At 48.6% G+C, this 23,328-nt stretch carries 33 protein-coding genes and 3 tRNA genes; 20 read left to right on the forward strand and 16 right to left on the reverse strand.

The genetic code is table 11. From position 1 onward, the window contains the following. Nucleotides 1-71 precede the first annotated feature (71 nt). Both IMZ38_RS03040 and IMZ38_RS03045 read right to left on the reverse strand, forming a co-directional pair. A tRNA-Arg gene (locus tag IMZ38_RS03040) sits at nt 72-146 on the reverse strand. Nucleotides 147-160: 14 nt separating this feature from the next. Next, complete coding sequence (locus tag IMZ38_RS03045; RefSeq protein ID WP_227410917.1) at nt 161-748, reverse strand: endonuclease V; 588 nt, start codon at nt 746-748, stop codon at nt 161-163. A gap of 119 nt (nt 749-867) precedes the next feature. Here IMZ38_RS03045 and IMZ38_RS03050 point away from each other — a divergent pair, with 119 nt between their 5' ends. From IMZ38_RS03050 to IMZ38_RS03065, 4 genes are all read left to right on the forward strand, one after another. Then, nucleotides 868-1,425 carry a nucleotidyltransferase gene (locus tag IMZ38_RS03050; RefSeq protein ID WP_193436698.1) on the forward strand — a complete coding sequence of 186 codons (558 nt, stop codon included), beginning with the start codon at nt 868-870 and terminating at the stop codon, nt 1,423-1,425. Nucleotides 1,426-1,476: 51 nt separating this feature from the next. After that, the gene (locus IMZ38_RS03055) at nt 1,477-1,653 is read left to right on the forward strand and encodes a 50S ribosomal protein L40e (RefSeq protein WP_193436699.1); all 177 of its coding nucleotides are present in this window, start codon (nt 1,477-1,479) and stop codon (nt 1,651-1,653) included. A 119-nt stretch (nt 1,654-1,772) separates the two neighbouring features. Then, nucleotides 1,773-2,417, forward strand: coding sequence for a bactofilin family protein (locus IMZ38_RS03060; protein WP_193436700.1), 645 nt, complete (start codon nt 1,773-1,775; stop codon nt 2,415-2,417). Between the two features lie 25 nt (nt 2,418-2,442). Beyond that, complete coding sequence (locus IMZ38_RS03065) at nt 2,443-2,730, forward strand: winged helix-turn-helix domain-containing protein (RefSeq protein WP_193436701.1); 288 nt, start codon at nt 2,443-2,445, stop codon at nt 2,728-2,730. Between the two features lie 80 nt (nt 2,731-2,810). On the opposite strand, the gene IMZ38_RS03070 is transcribed toward IMZ38_RS03065, so the two are convergent. Genes IMZ38_RS03070 through IMZ38_RS03085 form a run of 4 tightly spaced genes read right to left on the reverse strand, consistent with a single transcriptional unit; the run spans nt 2,811 to nt 4,122 of the window. Next, nucleotides 2,811-3,038: a DUF3096 domain-containing protein gene (locus IMZ38_RS03070; RefSeq protein ID WP_227410918.1), complete on the reverse strand. Its 228-nt coding sequence runs from the start codon at nt 3,036-3,038 to the stop codon at nt 2,811-2,813. Nucleotides 3,039-3,065: 27 nt separating this feature from the next. Continuing rightward, the gene (locus tag IMZ38_RS03075; RefSeq protein ID WP_193436702.1) at nt 3,066-3,485 is read right to left on the reverse strand and encodes a hypothetical protein; all 420 of its coding nucleotides are present in this window, start codon (nt 3,483-3,485) and stop codon (nt 3,066-3,068) included. After that, nucleotides 3,482-3,790, reverse strand: a complete 309-nt coding sequence (locus tag IMZ38_RS03080) for a hypothetical protein (protein ID WP_193436703.1) — start codon at nt 3,788-3,790, stop codon at nt 3,482-3,484. The genes IMZ38_RS03075 and IMZ38_RS03080 overlap by 4 nt, the downstream gene beginning before the upstream one ends. A 29-nt stretch (nt 3,791-3,819) precedes the next feature. After that, on the reverse strand, nt 3,820-4,122 hold the full coding sequence (locus IMZ38_RS03085; protein WP_193436704.1) for a hypothetical protein: 303 nt from the start codon (nt 4,120-4,122) through the stop codon (nt 3,820-3,822). 92 nt (nt 4,123-4,214) lie between these two features. Between IMZ38_RS03085 and IMZ38_RS03090 the strand changes: the two genes are divergently transcribed. Next, nucleotides 4,215-4,303, forward strand: a tRNA-Val gene (locus tag IMZ38_RS03090). Nucleotides 4,304-4,379: 76 nt separating this feature from the next. Here IMZ38_RS03090 and IMZ38_RS03095 read toward each other — a convergent pair. Then, a tRNA-Tyr gene (locus tag IMZ38_RS03095) sits at nt 4,380-4,464 on the reverse strand. A gap of 68 nt (nt 4,465-4,532) precedes the next feature. On the opposite strand from IMZ38_RS03095, the gene IMZ38_RS03100 reads away from it, so the two are divergent. Further along, nucleotides 4,533-5,159 (forward strand): translin family protein, encoded by a 627-nt coding sequence (locus tag IMZ38_RS03100; protein ID WP_227410919.1) that lies wholly within the window; start codon nt 4,533-4,535, stop codon nt 5,157-5,159. A gap of 233 nt (nt 5,160-5,392) precedes the next feature. Here the strand turns inward: IMZ38_RS03100 and IMZ38_RS03105 are convergent, their stop codons facing one another. The 3 genes from IMZ38_RS03105 to IMZ38_RS03115 are packed head-to-tail and all read right to left on the reverse strand — an operon-like array spanning nt 5,393 to nt 8,286. Continuing rightward, nucleotides 5,393-6,484: a glycosyltransferase family 4 protein gene (locus tag IMZ38_RS03105; RefSeq protein WP_227410920.1), complete on the reverse strand. Its 1,092-nt coding sequence runs from the start codon at nt 6,482-6,484 to the stop codon at nt 5,393-5,395. A 26-nt stretch (nt 6,485-6,510) separates the two neighbouring features. Continuing rightward, on the reverse strand, nt 6,511-7,569 hold the full coding sequence (locus IMZ38_RS03110; protein ID WP_193436706.1) for an MBL fold metallo-hydrolase: 1,059 nt from the start codon (nt 7,567-7,569) through the stop codon (nt 6,511-6,513). A gap of 9 nt (nt 7,570-7,578) precedes the next feature. Then, nucleotides 7,579-8,286 (reverse strand): ribbon-helix-helix protein, CopG family, encoded by a 708-nt coding sequence (locus IMZ38_RS03115; protein WP_227410921.1) that lies wholly within the window; start codon nt 8,284-8,286, stop codon nt 7,579-7,581. A 50-nt stretch (nt 8,287-8,336) separates the two neighbouring features. On the opposite strand from IMZ38_RS03115, the gene IMZ38_RS03120 reads away from it, so the two are divergent. Genes IMZ38_RS03120 through IMZ38_RS03135 form a run of 4 tightly spaced genes read left to right on the forward strand, consistent with a single transcriptional unit; the run spans nt 8,337 to nt 11,068 of the window. Continuing rightward, on the forward strand, nt 8,337-9,194 hold the full coding sequence (locus IMZ38_RS03120) for a TatD family hydrolase (RefSeq protein ID WP_193436707.1): 858 nt from the start codon (nt 8,337-8,339) through the stop codon (nt 9,192-9,194). Further along, on the forward strand, nt 9,191-9,532 hold the full coding sequence (locus tag IMZ38_RS03125; protein ID WP_193436708.1) for a hypothetical protein: 342 nt from the start codon (nt 9,191-9,193) through the stop codon (nt 9,530-9,532). Before IMZ38_RS03120 ends, IMZ38_RS03125 begins: the two co-directional genes overlap by 4 nt. Continuing rightward, complete coding sequence (locus IMZ38_RS03130) at nt 9,513-10,514, forward strand: AIR synthase-related protein (protein ID WP_193436709.1); 1,002 nt, start codon at nt 9,513-9,515, stop codon at nt 10,512-10,514. Before IMZ38_RS03125 ends, IMZ38_RS03130 begins: the two co-directional genes overlap by 20 nt. A gap of 8 nt (nt 10,515-10,522) precedes the next feature. After that, nucleotides 10,523-11,068 carry a hypothetical protein gene (locus IMZ38_RS03135; protein ID WP_193436710.1) on the forward strand — a complete coding sequence of 182 codons (546 nt, stop codon included), beginning with the start codon at nt 10,523-10,525 and terminating at the stop codon, nt 11,066-11,068. Nucleotides 11,069-11,073: 5 nt separating this feature from the next. Here the strand turns inward: IMZ38_RS03135 and IMZ38_RS03140 are convergent, their stop codons facing one another. Beyond that, nucleotides 11,074-11,718: a Snf7 family protein gene (locus tag IMZ38_RS03140; protein ID WP_193436711.1), complete on the reverse strand. Its 645-nt coding sequence runs from the start codon at nt 11,716-11,718 to the stop codon at nt 11,074-11,076. 165 nt (nt 11,719-11,883) lie between these two features. Here IMZ38_RS03140 and IMZ38_RS03145 point away from each other — a divergent pair, with 165 nt between their 5' ends. From IMZ38_RS03145 to IMZ38_RS03155, 3 genes are all read left to right on the forward strand, one after another. After that, the gene (locus tag IMZ38_RS03145) at nt 11,884-12,195 is read left to right on the forward strand and encodes a hypothetical protein (RefSeq protein WP_193436712.1); all 312 of its coding nucleotides are present in this window, start codon (nt 11,884-11,886) and stop codon (nt 12,193-12,195) included. Nucleotides 12,196-12,304: 109 nt separating this feature from the next. Next, a complete protein-coding gene (gene cutA, locus IMZ38_RS03150) occupies nt 12,305-12,628 on the forward strand; it encodes a divalent-cation tolerance protein CutA (protein ID WP_227410949.1) in 324 nt (107 codons plus the stop codon). Next, nucleotides 12,625-12,831, forward strand: a complete 207-nt coding sequence (locus IMZ38_RS03155; protein WP_193436714.1) for a hypothetical protein — start codon at nt 12,625-12,627, stop codon at nt 12,829-12,831. The genes cutA and IMZ38_RS03155 overlap by 4 nt, the downstream gene beginning before the upstream one ends. Here IMZ38_RS03155 and IMZ38_RS03160 read toward each other — a convergent pair. Then, entirely contained in the window at nt 12,799-13,455 is a 657-nt protein-coding gene (locus tag IMZ38_RS03160) for a hypothetical protein (RefSeq protein ID WP_193436715.1), read from the reverse strand. The two genes, IMZ38_RS03155 and IMZ38_RS03160, sit on opposite strands and share 33 nt — an antisense overlap. A gap of 89 nt (nt 13,456-13,544) precedes the next feature. On the opposite strand from IMZ38_RS03160, the gene glmS reads away from it, so the two are divergent. Next, nucleotides 13,545-15,359, forward strand: a complete 1,815-nt coding sequence (gene glmS / locus IMZ38_RS03165; protein WP_193436716.1) for a glutamine--fructose-6-phosphate transaminase (isomerizing) — start codon at nt 13,545-13,547, stop codon at nt 15,357-15,359. 198 nt (nt 15,360-15,557) lie between these two features. Then, nucleotides 15,558-16,664 (forward strand): tryptophan--tRNA ligase, encoded by a 1,107-nt coding sequence (locus IMZ38_RS03170; RefSeq protein WP_193436717.1) that lies wholly within the window; start codon nt 15,558-15,560, stop codon nt 16,662-16,664. Here IMZ38_RS03170 and IMZ38_RS03175 read toward each other — a convergent pair. Continuing rightward, nucleotides 16,661-17,317: an orotidine 5'-phosphate decarboxylase / HUMPS family protein gene (locus IMZ38_RS03175; RefSeq protein ID WP_193436718.1), complete on the reverse strand. Its 657-nt coding sequence runs from the start codon at nt 17,315-17,317 to the stop codon at nt 16,661-16,663. The genes IMZ38_RS03170 and IMZ38_RS03175 overlap by 4 nt on opposite strands. Nucleotides 17,318-17,380: 63 nt before the next feature. On the opposite strand from IMZ38_RS03175, the gene IMZ38_RS03180 reads away from it, so the two are divergent. Together IMZ38_RS03180 and IMZ38_RS03185 are read left to right on the forward strand one after the other, a co-directional pair. Further along, entirely contained in the window at nt 17,381-18,106 is a 726-nt protein-coding gene (locus IMZ38_RS03180; protein ID WP_193436719.1) for a 5-formyltetrahydrofolate cyclo-ligase, read from the forward strand. A gap of 44 nt (nt 18,107-18,150) precedes the next feature. Then, on the forward strand, nt 18,151-19,248 hold the full coding sequence (locus IMZ38_RS03185; RefSeq protein ID WP_193436720.1) for a polyprenyl synthetase family protein: 1,098 nt from the start codon (nt 18,151-18,153) through the stop codon (nt 19,246-19,248). 6 nt (nt 19,249-19,254) lie between these two features. Here the strand turns inward: IMZ38_RS03185 and IMZ38_RS03190 are convergent, their stop codons facing one another. After that, on the reverse strand, nt 19,255-19,518 hold the full coding sequence (locus IMZ38_RS03190) for a hypothetical protein (protein ID WP_193436721.1): 264 nt from the start codon (nt 19,516-19,518) through the stop codon (nt 19,255-19,257). A 74-nt stretch (nt 19,519-19,592) separates the two neighbouring features. Between IMZ38_RS03190 and IMZ38_RS03195 the strand changes: the two genes are divergently transcribed. Beyond that, nucleotides 19,593-19,847, forward strand: a complete 255-nt coding sequence (locus IMZ38_RS03195) for a DUF504 domain-containing protein (protein WP_193436722.1) — start codon at nt 19,593-19,595, stop codon at nt 19,845-19,847. On the opposite strand, the gene IMZ38_RS03200 is transcribed toward IMZ38_RS03195, so the two are convergent. After that, nucleotides 19,844-21,124 carry a Glu/Leu/Phe/Val family dehydrogenase gene (locus IMZ38_RS03200; RefSeq protein WP_193436723.1) on the reverse strand — a complete coding sequence of 427 codons (1,281 nt, stop codon included), beginning with the start codon at nt 21,122-21,124 and terminating at the stop codon, nt 19,844-19,846. The genes IMZ38_RS03195 and IMZ38_RS03200 overlap by 4 nt on opposite strands. A 215-nt stretch (nt 21,125-21,339) precedes the next feature. Between IMZ38_RS03200 and IMZ38_RS03205 the strand changes: the two genes are divergently transcribed. Continuing rightward, a complete protein-coding gene (locus IMZ38_RS03205) occupies nt 21,340-21,888 on the forward strand; it encodes a cysteine hydrolase family protein (RefSeq protein ID WP_193436724.1) in 549 nt (182 codons plus the stop codon). Then, nucleotides 21,888-22,487 carry a hypothetical protein gene (locus IMZ38_RS03210; RefSeq protein ID WP_193436725.1) on the forward strand — a complete coding sequence of 200 codons (600 nt, stop codon included), beginning with the start codon at nt 21,888-21,890 and terminating at the stop codon, nt 22,485-22,487. Before IMZ38_RS03205 ends, IMZ38_RS03210 begins: the two co-directional genes overlap by 1 nt. A gap of 64 nt (nt 22,488-22,551) precedes the next feature. Here the strand turns inward: IMZ38_RS03210 and IMZ38_RS03215 are convergent, their stop codons facing one another. Continuing rightward, a complete protein-coding gene (locus tag IMZ38_RS03215; protein ID WP_193436726.1) occupies nt 22,552-23,328 on the reverse strand; it encodes an ABC transporter ATP-binding protein in 777 nt (258 codons plus the stop codon).

Genomic DNA, 23,328 nt, shown 5'->3' on the forward strand with positions numbered 1-23,328 from the left:
GGGTTAGCGGGGGAGGTGAGAAAACGTGGAGAACTGTAAAACATTGAATAATCTCAATTTCCCGGTGGATGCGGGCCCGCCGGGATTTGAACCCGGGTCCTCCGGCTCCGAAGGCCGGCGCCCTATCCTGGCTAGGCAACGGGCCCTTTCAAACTCTTACCTACGGGTTTTCCTTCTTATATTTTCTTGAAAGCCTGTCTGCATGGTGGAGGGGTATTGGTAGGTGGCTTCCCTCCCTCAACAGTTTCCCAACTATTTCCACGGCTGATTCAAGGCTTAACCCGTACCCGATGCTCACGTACAGGCGGCGTCCGCCGTGATGAATTACTTTCCCGAGCCTAAGCCCGTGGGCTATTATGTAGCCTTCTCCGTCAACTACTCCGTGGAGAGGCTTCTTCGCAACCCCTATCGACGGGGTCTTGGCCACGAGCCCGAGGTGTGTGGCTATTCCGAAGGCTCGCGGATGGGTTAACCCGTGGCCATCCACCAGTAGCATATCCGGCTTCACTTTAAGGAGGGATAGGGTTTTCAAGTAGCCCGGGAGCTCCCTGAACGCTAGGAGCCCTGGAACATAAGGGATTGCCGCCTCCCTGCGGACTACCTTTTCTTCGACAACGATGTCTTCACGGACATCGTACACGACTGCCGCGGCGACTTGAATACTGTTGATGAAGGAGGAGTCGAGTCCTGCTACAAGCCTAACCCTTGAGAACTCTAGTTTGGGAAACCGGCTTACCTGTTTCAGCACTCTTTCCCCCAGAACCTTCTGGGCGTGGACAGCTCTTTCATAGTTGAACAGTCTTTCACACCAGGCTTATTTAATATTTGCCTAATCCGATTTATATTTACAGCTAGGGGGATGGTCTAATGGGTTTCAGCGTTGACAGTCTTGCCAGCGTGCTCTCACGGCTCAGCGAGAGCGGTGTCGACTACGTGTTGATCGGGGACACGGTTGTCCAGCTACACCTCGGCTTTAAAACGCTTGAGGGGGATGTAGACTTGTTCGTCCTAGCCCCCAGCCCCTTAGGGGAGCAGGAGTTCTACTCCTCCCTCGCGGAGGCGAACGGGTGGGAGGTTGCTTCAACCGAGCTCGGCACCCCTAAGCTGATATGCGCTGTGAACGGGGAGACCGTGGAGGTTGAGTTCTATGAGAATTTCATGGATCTTGAAATACCAGAGGAATTGCTAAACCTGTCTGTCACATTAACCGTGGGCAGTGTGAGAGCCAGGGCTTTGAGGCCGGAGCACTACTTTGTTTTAAAGGCTAGGCAGGGGGTTGACCTTGACAAGCTGAAGCGATGGCTTAAACAGGTTGAGAGAGCAGGCTTCAACAAGAAGGTTGTGGAGGAGGCAATAAGCTGCTTCCCAGGCTACGAGGAGAAGACGATCAGGGAGAGGCTTAGAAGCATAGGTTTAACGGTGTAACCCAATATTTTTAAACACGTGTTCTAATTCAAAGGATAAGGGTGGTTGCTAATGCCGATTAACGACCCGGAGTTGCTGAAAATAGTGCAGGCAAGAGTCTTGAACAAAATGGTCTGCAGGAGATGCGGTGCTTTAAACCCTCCCGGGGCTACAAAGTGCAGGAGATGCAAATCCAAGGGCACGCTGAGGCCGAAGAAGGCTGTTAGAACAGCAACTAAAGCAGGCTAAATTATTTAGGCGGTCCCTAACTCTCTTTCTTGAAAAATCTTACCCCCACGACCTAACTCACAAATTGTGAGTCAAGAATATTTATTTCAAACAGCAGACTCGTTAAACAGGTGTGTTGAATGGGTATTGGAGACTTATCCGTAGGAGGGAGTGTTAAGCTTAAAGGACCTGTCAAGCTTGGGACTCTCTCAATCGCTGGAAGCCTGAGTGTTGAGGGGGATCTTGAAACAGATGTCCTCGAAGTAAGCGGGTCGGCGAGGATCACGGGCGTGCTGAGGTCGGGTAGAATCACGGTTTCAGGCTCCCTAACTGTTGAGAAAAACGTCGAGGCAGGTAAAATAGAGGTTTCAGGATCATTAAGTGTTTCTGAAAAGGTTGAGGCTGAAAACCTAAGCGTTTCAGGCTCTTTGAAAGCCGGCGAGGCTCGCGCAAATCGGCTTGAGATATATGGGATGGCGAGAGGCGGTAGCTTCAAGGGTCGAGAGGTAGAGGTTGGCAGGAAATCCGAGGTTCACGGCTTAATGGTAGGCTGCAACGTGGTGGTTGCGAGAAACGCTTCGGTTGACAGAGTGGTGGGCAAGCAGGTGAGGATTGGCAGAGGTGCAGAGGTGGATTACTTGGAAGCTGAGGAGGCTGTTGTAGAGGATTCGGCCACGGTTGGAGTGCTAGTGTATGTTGTGAAAGCCGAGCTGAGCGATAAATCCCGGGTAGGGGAGTTGAGAAAAACCGATAAGCTGAGCATCGCCTTGGATTGCAACGTTTAAACAAGCGGGGAAGAGTGGAGGCTTTTTGGCCATCACGAGGAGAAACAGGTGTGTTCACGACATCGTATACGATATTTTAACCGTTTTAAGCAGGAATGGTGAGATGTGTAAGACAGCCCTATGCTTGAGCGCTAACCTGCCAGTGGACAGATGCAACAGGATCTTAAAGCTATTAGAGGCGAACGGGCTTATACGTCGAGAACCTGATGAACGGGTCAAGCGATACCGAATTTGCGAGAGAGGATATGTCTACCTTGGATTATATGTGAAGGTTCACGAGATACTCCTGTTCCCGAAGCCGGGTGGAAGGTAGGAAAAAAGCTTCGAATTTTTAACGTAAATTGCTACACGTTTTTAGGTGGAGAAGATTGGGGAAAAATGGATTGATTCTTTCTAAGATTTGAAGACTCTGCCCTTCAACAATTCATCGATCAGAACTAGTACCCCGTTTATTATCAAATATATCGCTATTAGTAAAGCTACGAGGTCGGGCCATATCCATATGACTATGCCGAAGAGAAGCATCAGTATACCTATGATAATTCTCGGCGCGCTTATCTTGAAATATTTTTTCAACAATTCGTCTACAGTTTTCTCAGCCATCTCCACCAACCTCTCCACATTGGTTATATATAAATCTTTACTTTTCTATTTAAATTTTTCGATAATCCCCAGCATCTCGTCCAGCGAGGATATTGCCGAGTATATGGCAAGGAATGATGCTAAAGTATATATAATAATTGAAAAGTTAGCACTCACAATCACATTATCCATTGAGATCTCGGCAACACCGTAGTTAGTAGCTACGAGGAACACGTAGATTATCACTAAGCTTCTAAGTATTTTGAACCCGATTGAGACAGGGCTTGAAGCTACTACCGCATTTATGGCTGAGAGAGCGATCACGATGGCGAAATATACTGCCAGCCAGGAGGGCCCTAGGCCTACGGGTAGTCCAAAGTTACTCATCAACATAGGGATTAACACTAGGTATAACACGTATTGAACAGCCCCGTACGCTAGCTCTTTCGAAACCCTCATCGCAGTGTCTTTCAAAGAATCACTCATGGCTGCCCACCTGTAGTGTTTAATCTTATCTCAAAAGGGTACAGCCCCGCTACGGTGAAAGAGATCCTGATTGGCTCGCTCATCACGTCGCAGTCCACGGGGCGTTCCCGCACAGAACCCTTCTCCAGGTCTCCAATCACTACTTCCGACTGACCCATCCACAATGTGAATCCAACCAGCTTAACGTTCCCCTCGTAGGAGACTCTTACACCGCAGTACTCACCATCTCTAATAGGCTCCAACCCGATTATCTCCCCGTTTGAGGCTGAAATATCGGTGACGAAAATCGCGAGCGGAGACATCAAGACGATCAAGGTGAAAAACAATAGGATTATTAACCCTGCTTTGAAGACTCCGAACGTTGCGGAACACCTTTCTCAATTCTACGTAGCTCCAGGAGCATGTGAACCCCATTTCTCAGCAAGACAGAGCCCCCGTAGATCACCAATCCTATGAATCCTAACTTAGCAACCAGGCCCAGAAGCTCGTACAGGATTCCTGATAAAGCCTCCTCGGGCCCTCCTGAGACAATTCTAGGCACGTAGGTGTAGAGCTGAACGAGAGCCAGCGCAACCCCTAGACCGATAAGGAGTATCCCTAAAAGGAATAGAATAATGCTCTGAGTTTCAGGCTTCAAAATACCACTCTCAAACCACCAGTATGAGGGGAGGGGTTTTTAAACATGGTGGAAAATTTTTAATTCCCGGTGAAAAGTAATACTTGTTTAAAGGGCCCGTCGTCTAGCCTGGTTAGGACGCCGCCCTTACAAGCCATCCTGGGAGAGGCGGAGGCCCGGGGTTCAAGTCCCCGCGGGCCCATTCCAAGTCCTTGAGCTCAGGGTTTTCAATGAGCAAAGATCGATTTGGATAGTATGTGAGAAAGCTTTTTAATGGATCCCGCGGGGGGGAATTGAACCCCCGGCCACCCGGTGACTGTGGTCCCACTACAGCCGGGCGCTCTGCCGCTGAGCTACCGCGGGATCCATTTTTAATCTAGATTAAGGGCTTCTTATAAGTTTTACCAGGGATAGTTTAAAACGGTGTTACCATGGGTTTTGAGCCACAGGTGTTGAGTGTTTTAAGGAGAGATATTGAGACTGTTTCTAAAATGCTTGACGAGAAGGATAAGGTTAGGGAGGAGGCGATCAGGCTTGTGAGAGAGATTGTCAGGCTGTCAGGCGATCTTATCTCATCAGTTCATGCTAAAAGAGTAGAGAATGCCGTAAAAATCCTGGAGAGCCTTAAGGCTAGGAAGGAGGAGTTTCTCGCTCTCCTATCAAAGCATCCTGACCTACTATACTCTGGGCTTTCCTATAACGCTTTAAGCGAGTTCGCGGAAGCGGTCATCGTGTATCATTTAGTGTTGGAGGGGAGAATGCCGTCTCTCGAGGAGATCGATGTACCAATACCTGCTTACCTGCAGGGGCTTGGGGATGTTGTGGGAGAGCTTAGAAGGTACATTGTAGATCTTCTCGACCGCGCACTGGTTGAAGAAGCAACGCGCTATTTAAGGATCATGGAGGCAATCTATGAGAGCCTGAAGCGTCTCGACTACCCTGACGCGATAACCCCTGGGCTGAGGCACAAGGTAGATGTTGCTGCGAGGCTTGTGGAGGATACGAGGGTTTTGATTTTAACCACCAAGAACTCTTTGAGAACGCTTGGAAACCTTTAAAACTCGGCGTTAACCTCGCTGAGAACATCTCGGCTAAGCCTCTGCAAGGCCTGGGAACGCTGGACTCAGACTATTCCTCAATGCGTCAACTCTACGTGCATCAGTCGTTACTCGCTGGCGAGAGCTTTTAAGATGGTTCAGGTTTTTCACCTTCATCTAATCCGGGTATGACGTAGGAGTATATTCAGAACGGCTCTTCCTCATCATTCCTGTGTCAGGTCCGCAATTTCCAATCATCCATAATAAATGTATTTTCTTAATGCCTGATATACTTTAAAGTGAAATGTTTCCCTGTCGAAGAAGAACGACCTGGTTCTCGCGTTCCTGCTTAATTTTTCCCACTCCTCCTTATTGCCAGCTAGTCTGCTTATTATCTCAACAGCCTCCTCCAGGGTTTCATAAGGCTTGACAATATCGGGATTGTAGTTCCCTATATCGCTCCACCCTCCACTATCTATAGGGGTAATAACGGGTGTTCCAGCCGCCATTGCCTCCACGATTGAGATCCCGAAATGCTCCCTCGGGGTTAGATGGATGTAGAGAAGGGATTCTCTATATAATTTTAGAAGCTCGCTTCTCGGGGCGTTGGGAAAGATTTCAAGAGACTCTTCGAGACCCTCGCTACTTATAGTGTTTTTTAAATTGCGATACAGGTCGTTATTGTATTCTGAGAGGGAGCCTGCTAGAACAACCTTCACACCAATCTTCTTCTTCTTCAGTAGCGATGCCAGCTCGACAGCTCTCTCGGGCTTTTTCTCAGGGCTTATTCTGGAGACTGTTAATACGTAAGGTTTTCTTTCGTAAAAGCCCAGGGGTTCCTGGATGAGAAGCGGTTTAAGGTTGGCTGGGGGGTGTATGATCAAAGGTTTTATTCCGTAGTATCTTCTGAGGAACCTTGCAGTGAATGAGGAGTTGGCCACGAATGCTTTAGCTCTTCTAAACACGAATGGGAATGCCACAGCATTTATGAGTGAGTAGGCTTTTCCAACGATTCTTCCAATCCCTTTCACCCCGGGATAGTATGTATCGTGGGGCATTAGGCTAGGGTAGTGGAAGTATATTACATCTCCGATACCTGAAATAGCGTCGCCGCTAGTGTTTACTGTTAAAACAGGCTTCCCGGGCGGCTCGCCTAGCCCGATATCATAGTTCTCCAACTCGTCAACCCATATGCCGAAGAATCCTGTGATCCTTAGCAAATCCTCAGGCTTTCGAAGGGTCCACGAGTCAATGTATGCTTCAAACCCTTTCTTCGCGAAAGCAATTGCTGTTTCTATGGTAACGTACTCGCTTCCGCCAGGCCCCATTACCATTGTGTTAATCATATGATGTTTCACTACAATGTGTTTTGTCATAAGCAGTATTCCTCAATCTGCGACTCTTGATCTCCGGGAAGCGTGACAGTGCAGTAACCCTTCTCCCTGAGGGAAGAGGCAAGCCCTTGAGGATCCCCATTCCTCGACGCATCCACTACGACAAGGCCTGGTTTAGCCGTCTCCACGTACTGGACTAGATCGTCGAAATCGCTGTGATCGCTGAGGGCTACCAGGTACGTGTAGTCATCCACCCTCCTGAAGGGCTCGCGGAACTCCCAGCCGCTTAAGACTATGTGAAGGGCTGATCCGTCAAGCCTGCGCCTTGAAGCGGACATCATGTGTTTGAACACCACGCTTCTCTCAAACCTTCTCCCAGGGCCTTCCTTGAAAACATTGGCTATTCTGAAACCGTATTTCTCAAGCGCCTTAGTGATCTCGTAAATCTTCTCAGTTAACACGAAGGGCTCGCTCACGCCTTTCTCCCTGAGGATCTTCATGGCTTCCTGCACCTTACCGTGGTACCCATATATGAACACCTGCCCGTAGTATGACAGGCCGTAGTTGACCAGCTCGTAGAGAATTCCTGGTACAGAGTCTTTGAAAGGCCTGCGATGCGTGGGATTACCGTAGGTTGCTTCTATGACTAGGACATCCAGGTTTTTCATTACAGCTGTCTTCTTGGTTAGCTTAAAATCGCCGGTGTATCCTAATCTATATCCTTTGTACTCGACCATGACCTGTGCAGAGCCTACTATATGGTCAGCTGGTAGCAGGGTTACTTTCTCAACCCCTGTTGAGAAAACCTGGTTGTACTCTAACGCCTTAGCCTTCATTTTAAACAGTGTTCTAAGAGACCTGCCCACGTATCCCAAGAGTTCAATCATTTCAATAGTAACTGGTGTGGCTAGTATAATCTCCGATTCTCTCACGCTGTCCGAGAGCTGATTTACATGGTCGGAGTGGGCGTGGGTCACTACCCTTATCCTTCTGCCTCCATGACCGTCAACGGATATGTTCTCCCCTAGCAGTATAGCACCGTTTTCGAGAATATTCACATGTTTCAGTAGTTCGCGGTAGTAGTATTGATTGAGCAACTCAGACCCCTACTCAGGGTTTTTGAACAAAGGCTTCCAAACCCTTGTCTTAGGGTCGTAGATTATGAGGTTGTCATCGTAAAGGGCTCTCCAGAGCGCGAACCCTTTCTCCCCCAGGGCCTGCTTTATCTCATCCTCCTTGTTCGTTGTAACCGTTTTGAAAAGCTTTTCTTTGAACTCCTCCCAGAAGCCTCTGTCCACGGCTATTCTCTCCCTGCTCAGCTTCAACACTACAGCCCCTTCTCTTTCAAGGTAGGAGAAGAAAGCATCCCGTTGAATCCGGGGAGGGAGAGTGCTCTCGAACAGGATTTTATCCTCGCTAAGCCTTTCAATACCTGTTTTATAAGCCCTACCCCGTTGAACAGGCGGGGGCGGTTTCGCCTCAGCCTTTTTCTCAGACAACTCCTTAACAACGCTCTCGATATGGTCAACCCTCTCGTAAAGCTCGGTTAACTGTCTCCTTAAAGAATCAATAACTGAGAGGGACTTGTTCAGCTCATCCTGGAGCCTGCGCTCAAGCTTCTGCCTCAGCTTCTCGAGCTCAACCTCTCTAGCGGCCTCAGGTCCTAGCACCTGTTGCTTAACGATTTCCTCTATAAGGGCTGAGACATCCGTGAAACCCTTCCTCTCCGCCAAAGCTTTCAGCTTCTCGTAAGTATCGCGGGAAACCCGTATTTTCAGCTCAAACGTTTCATCAGCTTCCATAATAGCATCCAAACCTATATTATTAGTTTAAACTCTCATTTAAACAAGGAGGGTTTTAAGAATTGCTGTACGCTGACTCACACCTTCACACAAACCCTCTCCAAGGCTTAGGGGCGGGCAGGGTAGCTAAGAAGTTTAAGAAGGAAGGAGGCTGGTTCATATCGCTTGTCTCTCTCCCACCATACCATTACGGTTTCACCGAGATATCGGTCGACTCCTACAGGAAGACCCTTGACCTGCTTGTAAGGGAGGCGGAGTCCGCTAGGAGTGAGGGGTTGAGCGTTGTAGCCCTAGCAGGATTCCACCCGAGCGAAGTAGACGAGTATTTGAGAAGGGGCCTCAGCAAGAAGGAGGTTTACGAGCTGGCGGTGAAGGTTCTCAACTTGATAATTGACTATGTAAGGAAGGGCCTGATCCACGGGATAGGCGAGGTTGGGCGGCAGCACTACGGCACGAGTCCGGAGAGGCTGGTATTATCAGAGACGATAATGATGGAGGCCCTGGAGCTAGCCTGTCAGCACCAAGCCCTCGTCCACCTACACCTTGAGCAGGGGGGTTGGGCAACAGCTTTCAACATTGCGAAAATACTTGATAAAATCCCTTGCAAGAGCAACAGGGTGGTGCTCCACCATGTTAACTATGAGACAGGATTGTGGAGCAGCGTGCTCGGTCTCCCGGCAACCCTCCCGGTTAAGACTAGCTTGGAGAAAATCCTGGGAACGCCTGGAATACGGCTCGACGGGTTCCTGGTAGAGTCCGACTTTATAGATGATCCTAAGCGGCCCGGGGTTTCAGCATACCCGTGGGAGATTCCCAGGTTTTTCAACGAGAAGCTTGAGAGGAGTGAGGTTTCCGAGGAAACCGTGTTCAAGCTGAACGTTGACAATGTTTCGAAAATCTACGAGGTGCCTCCTCCATGAGCAATGCTTTGCAACAGAGATGCGAGATCTGCATGGTTAACGACGCGGTCTACACATGCAGGTTGTGCGGTAGAAGGGTGTGCAGGCAGGACTTCGATGATCAGCGAGGAATCTGCAAAGTATGCTCTCTCACGCTTTGCGAGCTCTGTGGGAAACAGTTATCAGTAGGCTACTGCGTAGTATGCGGTAGGCTGGGATGTGAGGACTGTATGATCCAGGTTTCAAACGTAGCCTACATATGCCGGGACTGCTTCGCCAGGAACAAGAGTGTTAAAACTGCTTATAAATTCCTCATTAACCCTAACAGGTGGTGGTTTGATGGTTTTGAAAACCGGTAAGCTAGATTGGATGACAATGTCCCAGCTTCTTGGAAAACTACCTGTTAAAGATCCGGACGTGGTTCTAGGCCCGTCTCAAGGAGAAGATGCCGGGGTTGTAAGGCTTGGAGACGGGTTCATGGTGACTCACTCAGACCCGATTACAACCGGTGTGGAGCACGCCGGGTACTTAGCTGTTCACGTCGCGGCTAACGACCTAGCTGTGAGAGGTGTTCACCCCAGGTGGTTCCTGCCCACAATACTCGTATCGCCCGAGTTAAACATGGAGGAGCTTGAGAAGATCTTCACGGATATAGGGAGGGCTCTAGGGGAGATTAATGGTGTGGTTGTAGGCGGGCACACAGAGGTTACTCCCGGCCTCCAGCGGACCATAATAGTGATGACGGCTATCGGGTACACCAATGGTAGGGTCGTATTGACGAGGGATGCCCGGCCCGGCGATGTAGTAGTCGTGGTTGGGAAGATAGGTGGAGAGGGCGCGGGGGTTCTAGCATGGGATTGGGAGGAGAAGTTGCTGGAGAAGAATGTCCCGGTTGAATTCATCGAGATCGCTAAGAGCTACATGTACAATATCAGCGTCGTGAAAGTAGCCCTCGGGCTTAGAAACATCGTTAACGCCATGCACGATGTCACGGAGGGCGGGTTGATCCAGGCTCTGAGAGAGCTAGCGGTGGCAAGCCGTAAAAAAGTCGTCGTAGACGCCTCCCGTATAAGGTTGGACCCGGTGGTGGATAGGATAGTCTCCTCATTGGGTCTCGACCCGTTGAGAATATTGAGCAGTGGGTGCATCATTGCAACCCTGCCGGAGTCCAGGTTGAAAACAGCGGAAAAAGTAGCAGCGGAGAGCGGCAAGGAGTTTAACATTATAGGCTGGGTTGAAGACTCGGAGAAGCCCGAGGTGTTGCTGAGGAAGGGAAGCGAGACCGTTTCAATAGACTCTGATATTGTTGATGAGATTTATAAGGTGTGGGAGTTATTTTAAAACCATTGGTGTTTACTATGACGAGTGTTTCAAGCGGACTCTTGATCGCTTCAGAGACCCTGTTAAGCATTGCCGAGAAGATAACGAGTAATGTGCTAAAGGAGTCTGGCAAGATGAACCGTAAGGTTGTGAGCCTTGTTTCAAGAGTTAGGGAGGATGTTGAGATGCTTGGAAAACTTGTTAAAGCATTAGGCGAGAAAGCACAGTTGCTACAGGGGGGCGGGGAAGGCATTAAACTAGCTCCTTATCTCTATGCTTATGCTTTAAAGAATCAGGTAGTGTTCGCTAAGGCAAGCCCTAGGAGGTTCATGGTTTCCTTCAGCCCCGAAAACCGCGAGGTCTGGGTTTCAGCCGGCAGGTTTAAAGCATTGTTCTCGCCTGGAAGGATTAAAGTAATTTCTAAAGGATTCTCAGTGGAATTCGACCCTTACAATAGGGGAGACTATGTTGAAAAATACAATGACATAAAATTCCTGGTCGATGAGTTAGAAACCGTGGTTAATAAAAAACTAATCCAGAGTTTAAATGTTAAGCTTGGAAAAATCAGTGTTTAAGGATTTTAAGGAGTAGCAGTTGTTTTCGAGGCTTCTCCTTCCCCAACACCGATAGTTCTTGGAAGCTCCGCGAACCTCTCCTTAATCTTCTGCTCAGCCACAACCTTGGCCTCCTCTAACACCTTCTTAGCCTCGCCATCCAATCCAGTGCCAACCTCTATCGACAGGTCGACCATCCCTGCACCCATCGCGGTCTCAAGCTCTCTCACAGCGTATTGGAGGTCGATCCAAATGTCCGGTGCAACACCCTTCAGTATTCCAAGCGCCTCCTTCATAACACCCAGTACTGGCGCAACCTCGTTGACAGCTCCACCATATATCACGAAGGTCTCAAGCTTCAACGCAGCGTGCTCCAAGGCGTATTGAACGGTTAACAGCTGCTTGGTAATCTTCCTTATCTCGGCTACTTCGCGAGCATACATTCTAGCCCTTACTTCATCCCTTCTTGACAAAGCGTCCACGATGATTTCAAATAACTCACGGTCCCTTTCTGAGAGCTTCTCGATGTAACCATTTATCCTGCCAATAGCTGTTTTAACCCTGTATTGAGCAACAATCGCTTTCTTCTCAATCGGCTCCTTGTCATTGGTGAAGAGTCTCCTCAACTTGTCGCCAATGGTTTCCTCACGTCTGATTCCTGCCCAACTCATATTTTCCACCAGTTTAAGGCTCACTCTTCTTATCGAAGTTGAAATGTTTTTAAAGAATAGGACTCTAGACAACTGTTCAGGGTATCTGGATAACTTGTGGCACTGGGAATATTAATAATATTTTACGTAGATAACTCTAATACAAGCAGAGGGGTCGAAGCCTGCATGGAGTCTTCAAGTCAGTTTGACATTTACATTACGTGTGAGAAAGACTGTCCACTTCGATATGTTGAGGCCTTGGCAATGATTGGCTTGCTGGAAAAGGCTGAGGTTGTGGAGTGTGGAGAGGAGAGATTCAGGAAGATAAGAGGGGTGGTTGTCACCGGCAGGGTTGTTGAAACCAGGTGTTTTCTGGATGAGGAGGTTAATCAATCACTTAGAATAATCAACATCTACCTGGGCTTCGCCAGGTCAAACAAGGCCAGGGAGAAGCTAACGGTTGTCGAGCCTGGGGCCAGCGGGAGCGAAGCATTATAACCGGGGAATACTGAAAGTATAGTGAGTGATGAATGGTATTACCGGGGAGCGGTAGCGATGAACGGGCCCCAGATCTGACATCATAATCTGCTCAGGATGGAGGGTGCTGGTGTTGGAGGGTGGCTGGGTGGTTGTCCTAATAACAGCAAGCACGCGTGAAGAGGCTTTGAAAATAGGCAGAATGCTTGTCGAGGCTAAGTTAGCGGCATGCGTTAACATTGTAAGAGATGTTACAAGCATATACTGGTGGGAGGGCAAGGTTGAGGAGGGTGGAGAGCTCCTCTTAATTGTTAAGACTACTTTTGAAAAACTAGAATCCCTTATCAAGGAGGTTAGGAAAATCCACTCTTATAGTGTCCCCGAAATCATAGCAATACCGGTTGTTGCGGGCAACCCGGACTACCTGAGATGGGTGCGTGAATCAACGAGTTGAGTTCAATGGAGGAAACCCTGACAAGGATAACTCAGCCGATAAACAACACTCGTCTTCAGGACTGGGTTGAAGGCCTTGACCCGTTCTCCTACATTGCTTTGCTCATTGTTTTCACGGTTTTCATCACTTTAACCATTCTCGAGTTCAAACAGGAAGGGATTAGAAGTGCATTACTCGACCAACGGGATTCCCCGGTCAAGTGATCTTTGAGCTTTCACATAAGCCTGGAGGGGTGTCACCGCTTTACCTATACCCACCTTGAAGTCAAGCCCAAGGCTTAAAAACTCGCTAATGCTTGAAGGATCTAGCAGACCCACCGACCTTGCATCCCTGCACTCTAGCAGCAACCCTCCGTTTCTAAACATTAGCTTAGAGATTTCAGCACAATAGTACTTACTAACGTAAACGCTGAGGGCTAGGTCATTGGGAGGTAGCTCACTACTGTAATCGAAGAGCGCGATCACCACTTCACCTGTCTCTCCCGCTAAAAAGGTGAATCCAGGCTTATCGAACAAGTATTTCGAAGCAAGTAGCAGTGTAGTGTATGGTTTACTATGGCTAACAGATACGAATGAAACCCCGTGTTCAACCATCTGGTTCAACTGCTGGTAAACCATTTTCTCATCCAGCTCGCTAGCATTTCCTGGCAGAACCGTGAAGAATCCGCTCATTGTGTGAAATACGAGCCCCTCATGCTTCAGATAGTATTGAAACAGGGTTTCGCGAACCCTCATTGTCAAACCTTCAAACTCGTCATAGCCGAGATATCCCTTGGAGAGACGGATTCTATCCTCCCCTAGTATTCTCACATAAGTTACACGGGGCAACCCGCATCTTACTCCATGACGCGCTTATTGGAGACACATTGTTTCACTATAAATATGGTTATTCCTCATATATATCTTGAGGGCTGGGCATGGGCGGTATATTTGCCGCGGTTTGTAAGGAGAGAATACCTGAAGGCGTCTTGTACAATGGCTTGAGGAGGCTTGTCTACAGGGGTTATGACGGAGCTGGTGTTGCTTTTCTACGAGGGGATAAAATCGTTGTATTGAAATCACCCGGGCATTTAGAGAAGATTGCTCCACAATTAAGCTTTTTAAACGTTGACTCGGACGTCGCGGTTGCACATACAAGATATGCTAGCAGGGGCTGGCCTGTCTTAGAGAATACTCATCCCCTGCTGGATTGCACCGGTAGAATCGCCGTTGTAGGAGACGGCATAATCGAGAATTACGAGGAGTTTCGAAGAGTACTCGAGGATAGGGGGCACCAGTTCAAGGGGAGGACGGACACGGAGGTAGGGGCCCACCTGCTTGAAGAAGAGTTGAACCAGCGGGTCAACGTGTTAGAAGCGCTTCAAAACCTGAGTAGACAGTTGAAAGGGTTGTACGCTCTGGCATTTCTTGTCGAGCCGTATAGGAAGATATTCTTTATCGCGAATGGTCAGCCATTGGTCATCGGTGCAGGGGGGAATTGCTACTTCCTTTCAAGCGACATCCCCTCTTTATACGGCTTCGCTGAAACCGCGTACGTGGTTGAGGATGGAACAGTGGGCTGGGTGGATGCTGAAGGCTTCTCAGGAGTAAGGATCGCTGACGGAAGCATTATCACCCCTTCAGGGCTTCAGGGTAAAAGGGTAAAGCACTTTGCCGAGGCTGGGGAGAAAGGCGGCTTCCCCCACTTCATGCTTAAGGAGATATATGAAACGCCCGAGGCTTTAAACAGGGTTTTGCTCGCGGTAATGGAGAAGTATCTCCGCTTAGCATCAATGATCGTGTACGGTGCGAAGAATGCTTTCATACTTGCCAATGGGACGAGCCTTCACGCCGGAATGATAGGTTCTTACTACTTTAACGACTTAGCGGGTGTGAGTGTTGACCCGGTTTCAGCAGCAGAGTTTCCCTACTATGCTTTGGAAACTGTTGAGACCGGCACTGTGGTTATTGCGATAAGCCAGAGCGGTGAAACCTCCGATGTGATATCGAGCATTAAGCTTGCTAAGCAGAGAGGGGCTGTGGTTATAGGGATTACCAACAACGTCGGGTCAAGGCTTGCCTTGGAGTCTAACGTTTACCTTCCGATAGGTGCTGGGCCGGAGATAGCGGTGCCGGCGACGAAGTCGTTTACTGCGACGCTTGCGACACTGCTTCTCTTCGCATCCTACACGGGGATGTTCACAGGTAAAACCACTCGGGATGATTACCGGAGAATAGTTGACGAGGTTAGGAATGCTTCCGCATTGTTGAAGGAGAAGATATCGGAGTTTGACAAGAGTGTGACCAGTATTGTTCAGCTGGACTATGACTGGAAGAGCGCTTACGTTGCGAGCAGCGGGATAAACTACCCCCTTGCTCTCGAGGGCGCATTGAAGCTTAAGGAGGCAGCGATAATTCACGCTGAAGGATTCCAGCTTGGCGAGATGAGGCATGGACCCATGGTGTTGATCTCCAATGATTTCCCAATGATACTGATAGAGCCCGCGGAGGATCAGGCTAAACCACTGTACGTTAAGGTTTTGGAGGAAGCCCGCAATAAGGGTGCTAAACCCATCGTGATCGGTCCTGGCAGGTTTGGCGACAGCGTCACTATTCAAACACCCAGCGTTCCAAGGTATCTCTCCCCGATCATATCCAGCATTCCAATCCAATTGCTCGCATACAGGCTTGGGGTAGGGTTTAATAGACCTATCGACACTCCTCCTGGCCTCGCGAAAGCTATAACCACCTAGTATTTAAGTCTACAAAGACTTTTCTTGATCGATGAAGGCGATGAAGGATCCTAGTCCAGGATGATGTGTGATGAGGAATCTCCGGGACTGAGCCGGATCATTCATCTCTGCGGGTTTCCCCGTTTCCACGGGTTGCTGGCTTCCTGTTAAGGTTATAATGGCTTGTTAAGGATTGAAATATGCTAAGGAGGATTGTGGATGAGCGCTAGGCTAGACCCCTGGGGGCATTTCGCAATAGAGGATTATGAGAAATTGCTGGAAGAGTTCGGGATACGGCCTATTAACGAGGTTTACGGGTTGATGAGCAGGCTACACCCGTATTTCACCCGTAGAGTGGTTTTCGGGCACAGGGATTTTGACAAGTGGCTGGAGGATCTTAGGGCTGGCCGCAGGGTAGCGGCTCTCACAGGATTCATGCCGAGCGGTAGGCCTCACTTAGGCACTGCTATGGTTTACGAGGAGTTAAGGTTCTTCCAGGAGCTAGGGGCTCACGTTAAAATCGCGATCGCTGATGCGGAGGCATATGTGGTGAGGAGGGAGGATAGGAGATCAACTATTTTAAACGGTGTGGACTTCATAGCCCACGCTATCGCATGGGGTTTAGATCCGGAGAGAACAGAGTTCTACTTCCAAACCTCTATGAAGGAGGAATACTATCGTCTGATACAGATGTTTTCCAGGAAAATAACTATGGCGGAAATGGAGGCGATATATGGGGAGCTGTCCCCGGGTAAAATCATTGCTTCTCTAACGCAGGCAGCGGATATCCTGCACTTGCAGCTAGACTCCTACGGGGGGTTTAAGAACGTTCTCGTCCCTGTGGGTGCTGATCAAGACCCCCACCTTCGGTTGACGAGGGACATAGCCGACAGGTTTGAAGGAGAGCTAGGCTTGAAGCGCCCGGGATCTATATACCATAAGCTTATCCGAGGGCTGGACGGCAATAAGATGAGTAAGAGCAGGCCGGAGTTCGCTATCCATTTAGACGATGATGAAGAAGTGGTTAGGAAGAAGTTCGTAAGCGCTTTAACAGGGGGGCGGGCGACGGCTGAGGAGCAGAGGAGGCTGGGGGGTGAGCCGTGGAAGTGCACGGTTTATGAGATGTATCTCTACCACCTGCTGTATGATGATGAGAAGCTTAAGGAAGTATACGATGATTGCGTTAGCGGCAGGATTCTATGCGGGCAGTGCAAGAGGAAGGCCTTGGACCTCCTTCTCGAAAGAATAAGAGAGCACCGTAGAAGGTATCAGGAAGTAAAGGAGAGTAATATTGTTGGAAAAATAGTTAACATACCGTCCTTCTAATCATAGCCCATTTCTCTAAGTATCTGCTTAACAACGTTCTCCGGCTCAGGATTCTTAGTTATCGCGCCGCCTACCACGACGATGTCAACACCTGAGTCGATCAACGGCTTTATGTCGCCTGGCTTCAGCCCTCCAGCCACTGCTATCCTGGATGAAACAAGTCTTCTCAGCTCCCTCACCTCGTTGATCAAGTCTTTCGCAGAAACCCCGCGGGCTTTCTGAACGCTGATACCGATGTGGAACAGTAGCACGTCGACGCCGTAGTTAGCTAGCTCAATGCCTCTTTTCAACGGTTCAGGATGGTTTATCAAGTCCGCTATCACGGTCTTACCGCTCTCGTGTGCAAACCTGACCCCTTCCTTCACGACTTCGTCGTCAGCAACCGCGAGTATAGTGTAAGCATCTGCTCCAGCGCTGAAGACGGTCGCGCCTTCGACCTCGGGAACATCCATGGTTTTCGTGTCAGCCACTATGAAGCAGTCTGTTATGTTTTTCAAGGCTTTCACAGCTATCTTGCCCCAGGATTTCAGAAGAGGCGTGCCCACCTCGATCCAGATGTTCTCGCAGGTGACTGCGGAAACTATCCTAGTAGATATTTCAACAGCTTTCGTAAGCTCCAGGAGATCTAGGGCAATCTGTAGCTTTCCCGGCATCTAGACCACAACAACCTATAATTCCCACACATAATTAAATATGTGAGAGCCTGGTAGGTAGAGATGACTTTAAACATTAAGGCGCAGAAGCAGCTTATTCGGGAGAGAATCTGGAGGTTGCTAGAGGAGAAGAATGTAGCGTTGTTTCCGAGACCTGTTTACGGTAGAATACCTAACTTTGCAGGGGCTGAAAGGGCTGCTCAGCGCTTATTGAGTTTGAAAGTGTGGGAGAATGCTGAAGTCGTGAAGTCCAACCCGGACTCGCCCCAGGCCCATTTAAGAGAGCACGCGTTGAGGCAGGGGAAGACTCTTGTAATGGCGACTCCTAGACTGTTGAACGGCTTCCTAGTGCTGAAGCCTAGCTCAATAGAGCCTTCACGTATACGGCAGGCTACAACTATTAAGGGAGCTTTCAAGCATGGTAGGAGGGTCTCGCTGAGAGAAATTCCCCCAGTAGATCTTGTTGTTACTGGATGCGTCGCAGTCGACTTAAAGGGTAGAAGGCTTGGGAAGGGAGGCGGCTACTCAGAGCTCGAGTACGCTATTCTAAGAGAACTGCATCTTCTCGACGAGAAAACCCCTATTTTAACAACCATTCACGACCTCCAAATCGTTGACGAGGTTCCACTGGAGCCTCATGACTACACGGTAGACTATGTTGCGACACCGGCTAAGCTGATAAGGATTGATGGAGAGATGGTTAGACCCAAGGGGATTTTCTGGGAGTTGCTAGGCGATAAGGAGAACCTTGAAGTGGTAAGGGAGCTTAAATCAATACTGAGCAAGTAGCTTAATAACTCACCATAGTAATCAATACTTAACGGGATGATTTGATGGAAGAGTTTTCCAACCTGTTGAACTATAGCGTGAAACTCGTTGAGTCAAGGCTAAGTGAAGTTTTCAACGAGCTTGAGAGAGAAGCAGGCGGTGTAAGCCCTCATTTAAACAATATCCCGTTTATTGCGAGAGATTATACTTTACGCGGGGGGAAAAGGATTCGCGCTTTCCTAGCCTTAGTGGGCTACTGGAGCAGGACCTGGGGCTCAGGAGATGTCGAAACTATTTCAAAGCTAATGGCAGCGCTTGAATTGCTTCAGAGCTACCTCCTAGTCCACGACGATATCATGGATATGGATGAGCTGAGGAGGGGAGGTCCAACCGTGCACGCATGGTTCAGGGATGAGTGCTTGAAGGCTTGCACATCGTCAAACTGCACACACTACGGTGTTTCACAAGCAATTACCGTCGGAGACTATCTTGAAGCAACAGCCGTGGAAAACCTGGCCATGCTCAAGCTCCCTAGCGAAGCCTTCGTAAAACTTATCACCACTTACTCTAAAGGTTTGAGAATGGTTGCTTACGGCCAATACCTGGATGTCCTATACTCCAATCTGCCGTTAGCTAGGGTGGGTGAAAACGATATCCTACTTGTTCACAAGTTGAAGACAGCATCCTACACGGTGGAGTTACCCTTACATTTAGGCGCCATAGCCTCTTTAAAGTACACTGACAGGCTTCTAAACGAGCTCTCCTCTTACGCTATGCCGGCTGGAATAGCCTTCCAGCTTAGGGATGACATAATAGGCTTATTCGGAGACCCGCGCACCACGGGGAAGCCCAGTGGAAGTGATGTTAAAGGAAAGAAGAAAACCCTTCTCATTATAAAAGCATACGAGCTCTCTTCCAGCAGTGATAAAGAGTTTCTCGAGGAAGTGTATGACGAACTGCCTAGTGAGAGGATAACGGAAGAGCATGTTGAACGAGTAAGGGAGATCGTTAAATCAACCGGTAGCTTAGACTACAACTTGAAGCTCATAGACGAGTTGGTCTCACAGGCGTTGCGAGAGGTTGAGAAGGCTGTTGAAGTAAACCGTGAAGCGAAGGAGGTTTTAACCTGGCTCCTCAATAAGCTAGCCTACAGGGAGAAGTAATATTTCCTACCGCATCTCCTCACGTTCCTTACCCGTATTCGCTCTCTTAATTCTCTCCCTAACCTCCTGAGGGGTTAACGTGGGGGTTTTAAAGAACCCGTAGCCTATTAGAAAGAGAGAGGCCGCGAATATGAACACTAGAGAGTATATTGTAATTTTCAACGTAACCTCTTGGAGGCTTTTGCTCGAGAAGAATAACAGGTATGTGTAGAAACCCATGAAAACAGTTGTTGAAAACATCAGTAGTGCTCCAATAGTTCTCTTTCTCAAACAGGTTCACCAAGCCTTTTATTTTAAACTAATATAATAGTAACCCGGCTTTTAACGTATCTCGTGGTGGAATGTTGACTAGGAGGAAGGGAGAGATCGAGGAATGGTTGAAGAAGATTTTCTTCGGAGGCCGTAAAAACGATTACGTTGTCTACGTTAAATACAGGGATGAAGGGGTTGACGTTTTGAAGCCGGTGCCCGGCGAGTTTATAACTGATGTAAGAAGAGGCTACATCTTCACCGGGGAGGATCAAATACCTTTTCACAGAGTTGTAGAGATAAGGTTAAAAAACGGGAAAATGGTTTATAGGCGTGGCGAAAAGCCCTAGATCCAGCCTCTAAGCTTCATTGCTTTTACTACTCTGTCAACAGCTATGGCGTAGGCGGCAATTCTCATCGGGTATTGCGAGAACCTTTTCTGCCAGTCGTCGTAAACTCTGTGGAAGTTTATGGTCATCATTTTGTCAAGCCTGCTTAACGCTTCATCGTCTGTTAACCAGCAACCCATCCTGTTGTGGCTCCACTCAATCCAGCTCATTGTAACGCCTCCAGCGTTCGCAAGGATGTCTGGGACGACTACGACTCCTTTTTCGTGGAGAACTATATCTGCTTCAGGAGTTGTAGGTCCGTTTGCGCCCTCTGAGATTACCTTGGCCTTAATCCTGTGAACGTTCTCCATCGTTATAACGTTCTCGGTGGCGGCAGGTATTAAAACGTCAACTGGTAGCTCCAGGAGCTCTAAGTGGTTTGTTGAAACCTTTACATCACCCTTCTTGTAATTGGTCACCTTACCGGTCTCGTTCTTAACCCTGATCGCTTCCTCCACATCAATACCCTTGGGGTCGTAGATGTACCCGCTGCTGTCGCTAACCGCTACTACTATCGCACCCCACTCCTGGGCATATTTAGCAGCGTACATTCCAACGTTTCCGAAACCATGTACAGCAACGGTTTTGCCCTCGAACGTTCCTAAAGCCTTCTTAGCCGCCTCTCTTGCCGCTAGCGCTGTGCCGTATCCTGTGGACACGACTCTGGCGTTCAACCCTCCTAGGTCCACGGGTTTCGCTGTTACAACTCCCCATGCATTGTAGCCTGCGATCTTGCTGTATTCGTCGAAGTACCATGCCATTGTCTGCGGGTTGGTGTAGACGTCTGGCGCTGGGATGTCGACGTCGGGGCCCACATCTCTTGCAATACCTGCGAAGAACTTCCTGCTCAACTCTTCCAGCTCTCTTGGACTCATAGCCTTCGGGTTCACTCTTACGCCTCCTTTACCGCCACCGTATGGTAGTCCTGCAAGCGAGGTCTTCCAGGTCATCCATATAGATAGTGCGACTACCTCACCTGGGGTAACGTTTTCACCGTATCTTACGCCTCCCTTGTAGGGTCCTAAAGCACTGTTGTGCTGGCTTCTCCAGCCCAGGTATGTTTCAAGCTTACCGTTGTCTCTTTTAATCGTTATTCTAACCTGAACAAGCTTCTCAGGGTGTCTCAGTATTTCAACATACTCCTCGGGGTAACCAAGAATATTGATTGATTCCTTAAGCTGTTTAACAGCCATCTGGTATACGGGGTCATTTTCGTATAGTGATGCAAGTGAATTCATAACTTCACCAATCGGTTTTTATCCATGTCCGGATTTAAAAACATTAATAATTGATAAATACCGTATATACTCGTATGTAAGCATCCTGCTTAAAAAACGATCAATAATGATCAGCCCTCACACGGTTCTTCATCGCCGAGAGCTCGCGACCGAAGTCGTTCATCATTCGTTAACATAATAAGATGTTACGTCTTAATATTCATATAGTGGTCACCATGAAGCCCGCCCTACTCATCATTGACATGATAGAGGAGTTTGTCCACGGGAGACTGAGAAGCCCCAGCGCGGAAGCAATAATTCCCACTATCAGAATGCTTGCTGAGAACGCTAGGAGACATGGCATTCCCGTGATCTACTTAATAGATAATCATCTTCCGTTTGACAGGGAATTATCGATATGGGGTCCTCACGCACTAACCCATGGTGAGGAGTCTGGAATAGTGAGGGAGTTGCAGCCTGGTGAGATGGACTTGGTCTTGCAGAAGAGGTCTTACAGCGGCTTCCGTGACACAGGATTGGCTAATGTGCTACGGGACCTAGGGGTTAACACGGTTGTGTTAACCGGGATCCACACGCACATATGTGTTCTCCACACAGCTATCGACGCCTTCTACGAGAGGTTCAACATCATAGTTGTTTCTGACGCTGTCGCAGCCTTCTCCGAGAGCGATCACATGTACGCTTTAGAATACATGAGGAAGGTGCTGGGCGCAAAGGTTTTAAACAGTGCAGAAGTTGTTGAAACCGTCATGGGAGGCCGTTAATGAGCCTTCAATGCAGTGATTTTATAGAAGCTTTGAGAGCTCTTAGAAACGTCCAAGGGTTCAGCGAGCTAACACTCCTCCAGGTCTTGCTAGCACACAGTTGGAAGGGCTTGGGGAGAGTTGGGGCTTCTAAAGTTTTGAAAATGAGTGAGAGAAGGGTTCGGAAAATAATCGAGTATTTGAGAGTTAGGGGACTCATAGATGACTCCGGGGGCGTGATTGAGGAGTCTCTCAAGAAACTGTTCAATACCCTTGAGATCAAAACTATTAGCAACAACAAGGGGTTTCATATAACTGCTTACGCGCCGCTATCCACACATCTCTTAGAAATGGCCGCGTCCAGGATTGTTGATCTAAGAGACTACCTGGTTATTGGGACAGGATCGTCTAGTAGTATTTGGATGATAGGCGTCTCGTTAGGCTCTGCTCGCGGCATAATTTTTCCACGCGTACCCGCCGATTACGTAAGTAAGATTCTCGAGGGAGACAGCTGGGTAGAGTTAGAGAACTCCTTGGTTGTTGTCTGGAGGGTTTACGAGGGGATAAGGTCTGACTCTGTAGTTATCCACTCTTTAGCCCAGTTATGTGCATCTCCTTAAAGAATTCACCGATACAGGACTTCAGCCGCTCTGCACGATCCTCCATTTTCACTGCTTAACGCTTCTAACCCTGTGGTTTGAAGGGGAGGGGAATCAATACCTCGTAATCCCCTACTTCAACAGTAGTAAACGGCGTGTCATATACTTCTTCAAGAACCCCCGGGTTTCGGAGTAGTTGGTCAAGGGGACCCGAGAAAACCAGCCTTCCACGGGATAAGAGCATTAAGTAGTCGCAGGTCAAGGATGCGAAGTAAGGGTCGTGAGTAGACAACACTATTGTTATCTTGTCAGACATGCTCTTCAAGAATCTTGAAAGCCATATTTTAGAGCGCATGTCTAAATGGCTCTCGGGCTCGTCGAGGAGAAGGATTTCCGGGCTTCTCACGATAGCTGAGGCTATGAGAACTTTTTGAAGCTCCCCGCTACTGAGCTCGTTAACCCTTCTACGTAGGAGGTGCTTAATACCCATGGATTCAGCGGTTTTGACTGACTCCTCCACATCTTTAATGCTTGTTAAGAATTTATCGGAGACAGGGTATCTCGAGTAAACGAGAAGGTCCAGCACTGTTACGCCTAGAAGGTCTCTAACCTCTACTGCTGACACGTAGGCGAGGACTCGTCTCAAGGTTTTAACAATCTTTCTAGCGTCTCTCCCGTCGAACTCGATTATCCCCTTGTAATCGACTAGCTGGGCTATTGCCTTAAGCAGGGTGGTTTTACCGGAAGCGTTAGGACCCATGACGCAGGACACGGAACGCTCAGGTATCACGGCGGTTACGTTTTTCAACGCGTCTATGAGGTTTTTCCCATATCTCACCGAAACCTCTCTCAACTCGATCAA

The sequence above is a fragment of the Thermosphaera aggregans genome (assembly GCF_014962245.1).
In the GTDB taxonomy this organism is placed as follows: domain Archaea; phylum Thermoproteota; class Thermoprotei_A; order Sulfolobales; family Desulfurococcaceae; genus Thermosphaera; species Thermosphaera chiliense.

What these genes read in the sequence shown, in the direction of transcription:
- IMZ38_RS03050 (WP_193436698.1), top strand. Translation starts at nt 868, where the DNA reads ATGGGTTTCAGCGTTGACAGTCTTGCCAGCGTGCTCTCACGGCTCAGC.
- IMZ38_RS03055 (WP_193436699.1), top strand. Translation starts at nt 1,477, where the DNA reads ATGCCGATTAACGACCCGGAGTTGCTGAAAATAGTGCAGGCAAGAGTC.
- IMZ38_RS03060 (WP_193436700.1), top strand. Translation starts at nt 1,773, where the DNA reads ATGGGTATTGGAGACTTATCCGTAGGAGGGAGTGTTAAGCTTAAAGGA.
- IMZ38_RS03075 (WP_193436702.1), bottom strand. Translation starts at nt 3,485, where the DNA reads ATGAGTGATTCTTTGAAAGACACTGCGATGAGGGTTTCGAAAGAGCTA.
- IMZ38_RS03100 (WP_227410919.1), top strand. Translation starts at nt 4,533, where the DNA reads ATGGGTTTTGAGCCACAGGTGTTGAGTGTTTTAAGGAGAGATATTGAG.
- IMZ38_RS03105 (WP_227410920.1), bottom strand. Translation starts at nt 6,484, where the DNA reads ATGATTAACACAATGGTAATGGGGCCTGGCGGAAGCGAGTACGTTACC.
- IMZ38_RS03125 (WP_193436708.1), top strand. Translation starts at nt 9,191, where the DNA reads ATGAGCAATGCTTTGCAACAGAGATGCGAGATCTGCATGGTTAACGAC.
- IMZ38_RS03130 (WP_193436709.1), top strand. Translation starts at nt 9,513, where the DNA reads ATGGTTTTGAAAACCGGTAAGCTAGATTGGATGACAATGTCCCAGCTT.
- IMZ38_RS03140 (WP_193436711.1), bottom strand. Translation starts at nt 11,718, where the DNA reads ATGAGTTGGGCAGGAATCAGACGTGAGGAAACCATTGGCGACAAGTTG.
- IMZ38_RS03145 (WP_193436712.1), top strand. Translation starts at nt 11,884, where the DNA reads ATGGAGTCTTCAAGTCAGTTTGACATTTACATTACGTGTGAGAAAGAC.
- glmS (WP_193436716.1), top strand. Translation starts at nt 13,545, where the DNA reads ATGGGCGGTATATTTGCCGCGGTTTGTAAGGAGAGAATACCTGAAGGC.
- IMZ38_RS03170 (WP_193436717.1), top strand. Translation starts at nt 15,558, where the DNA reads ATGAGCGCTAGGCTAGACCCCTGGGGGCATTTCGCAATAGAGGATTAT.
- IMZ38_RS03175 (WP_193436718.1), bottom strand. Translation starts at nt 17,317, where the DNA reads ATGCCGGGAAAGCTACAGATTGCCCTAGATCTCCTGGAGCTTACGAAA.
- IMZ38_RS03180 (WP_193436719.1), top strand. Translation starts at nt 17,381, where the DNA reads ATGACTTTAAACATTAAGGCGCAGAAGCAGCTTATTCGGGAGAGAATC.
- IMZ38_RS03185 (WP_193436720.1), top strand. Translation starts at nt 18,151, where the DNA reads ATGGAAGAGTTTTCCAACCTGTTGAACTATAGCGTGAAACTCGTTGAG.
- IMZ38_RS03200 (WP_193436723.1), bottom strand. Translation starts at nt 21,124, where the DNA reads ATGAATTCACTTGCATCACTATACGAAAATGACCCCGTATACCAGATG.
- IMZ38_RS03205 (WP_193436724.1), top strand. Translation starts at nt 21,340, where the DNA reads ATGAAGCCCGCCCTACTCATCATTGACATGATAGAGGAGTTTGTCCAC.
- IMZ38_RS03210 (WP_193436725.1), top strand. Translation starts at nt 21,888, where the DNA reads ATGAGCCTTCAATGCAGTGATTTTATAGAAGCTTTGAGAGCTCTTAGA.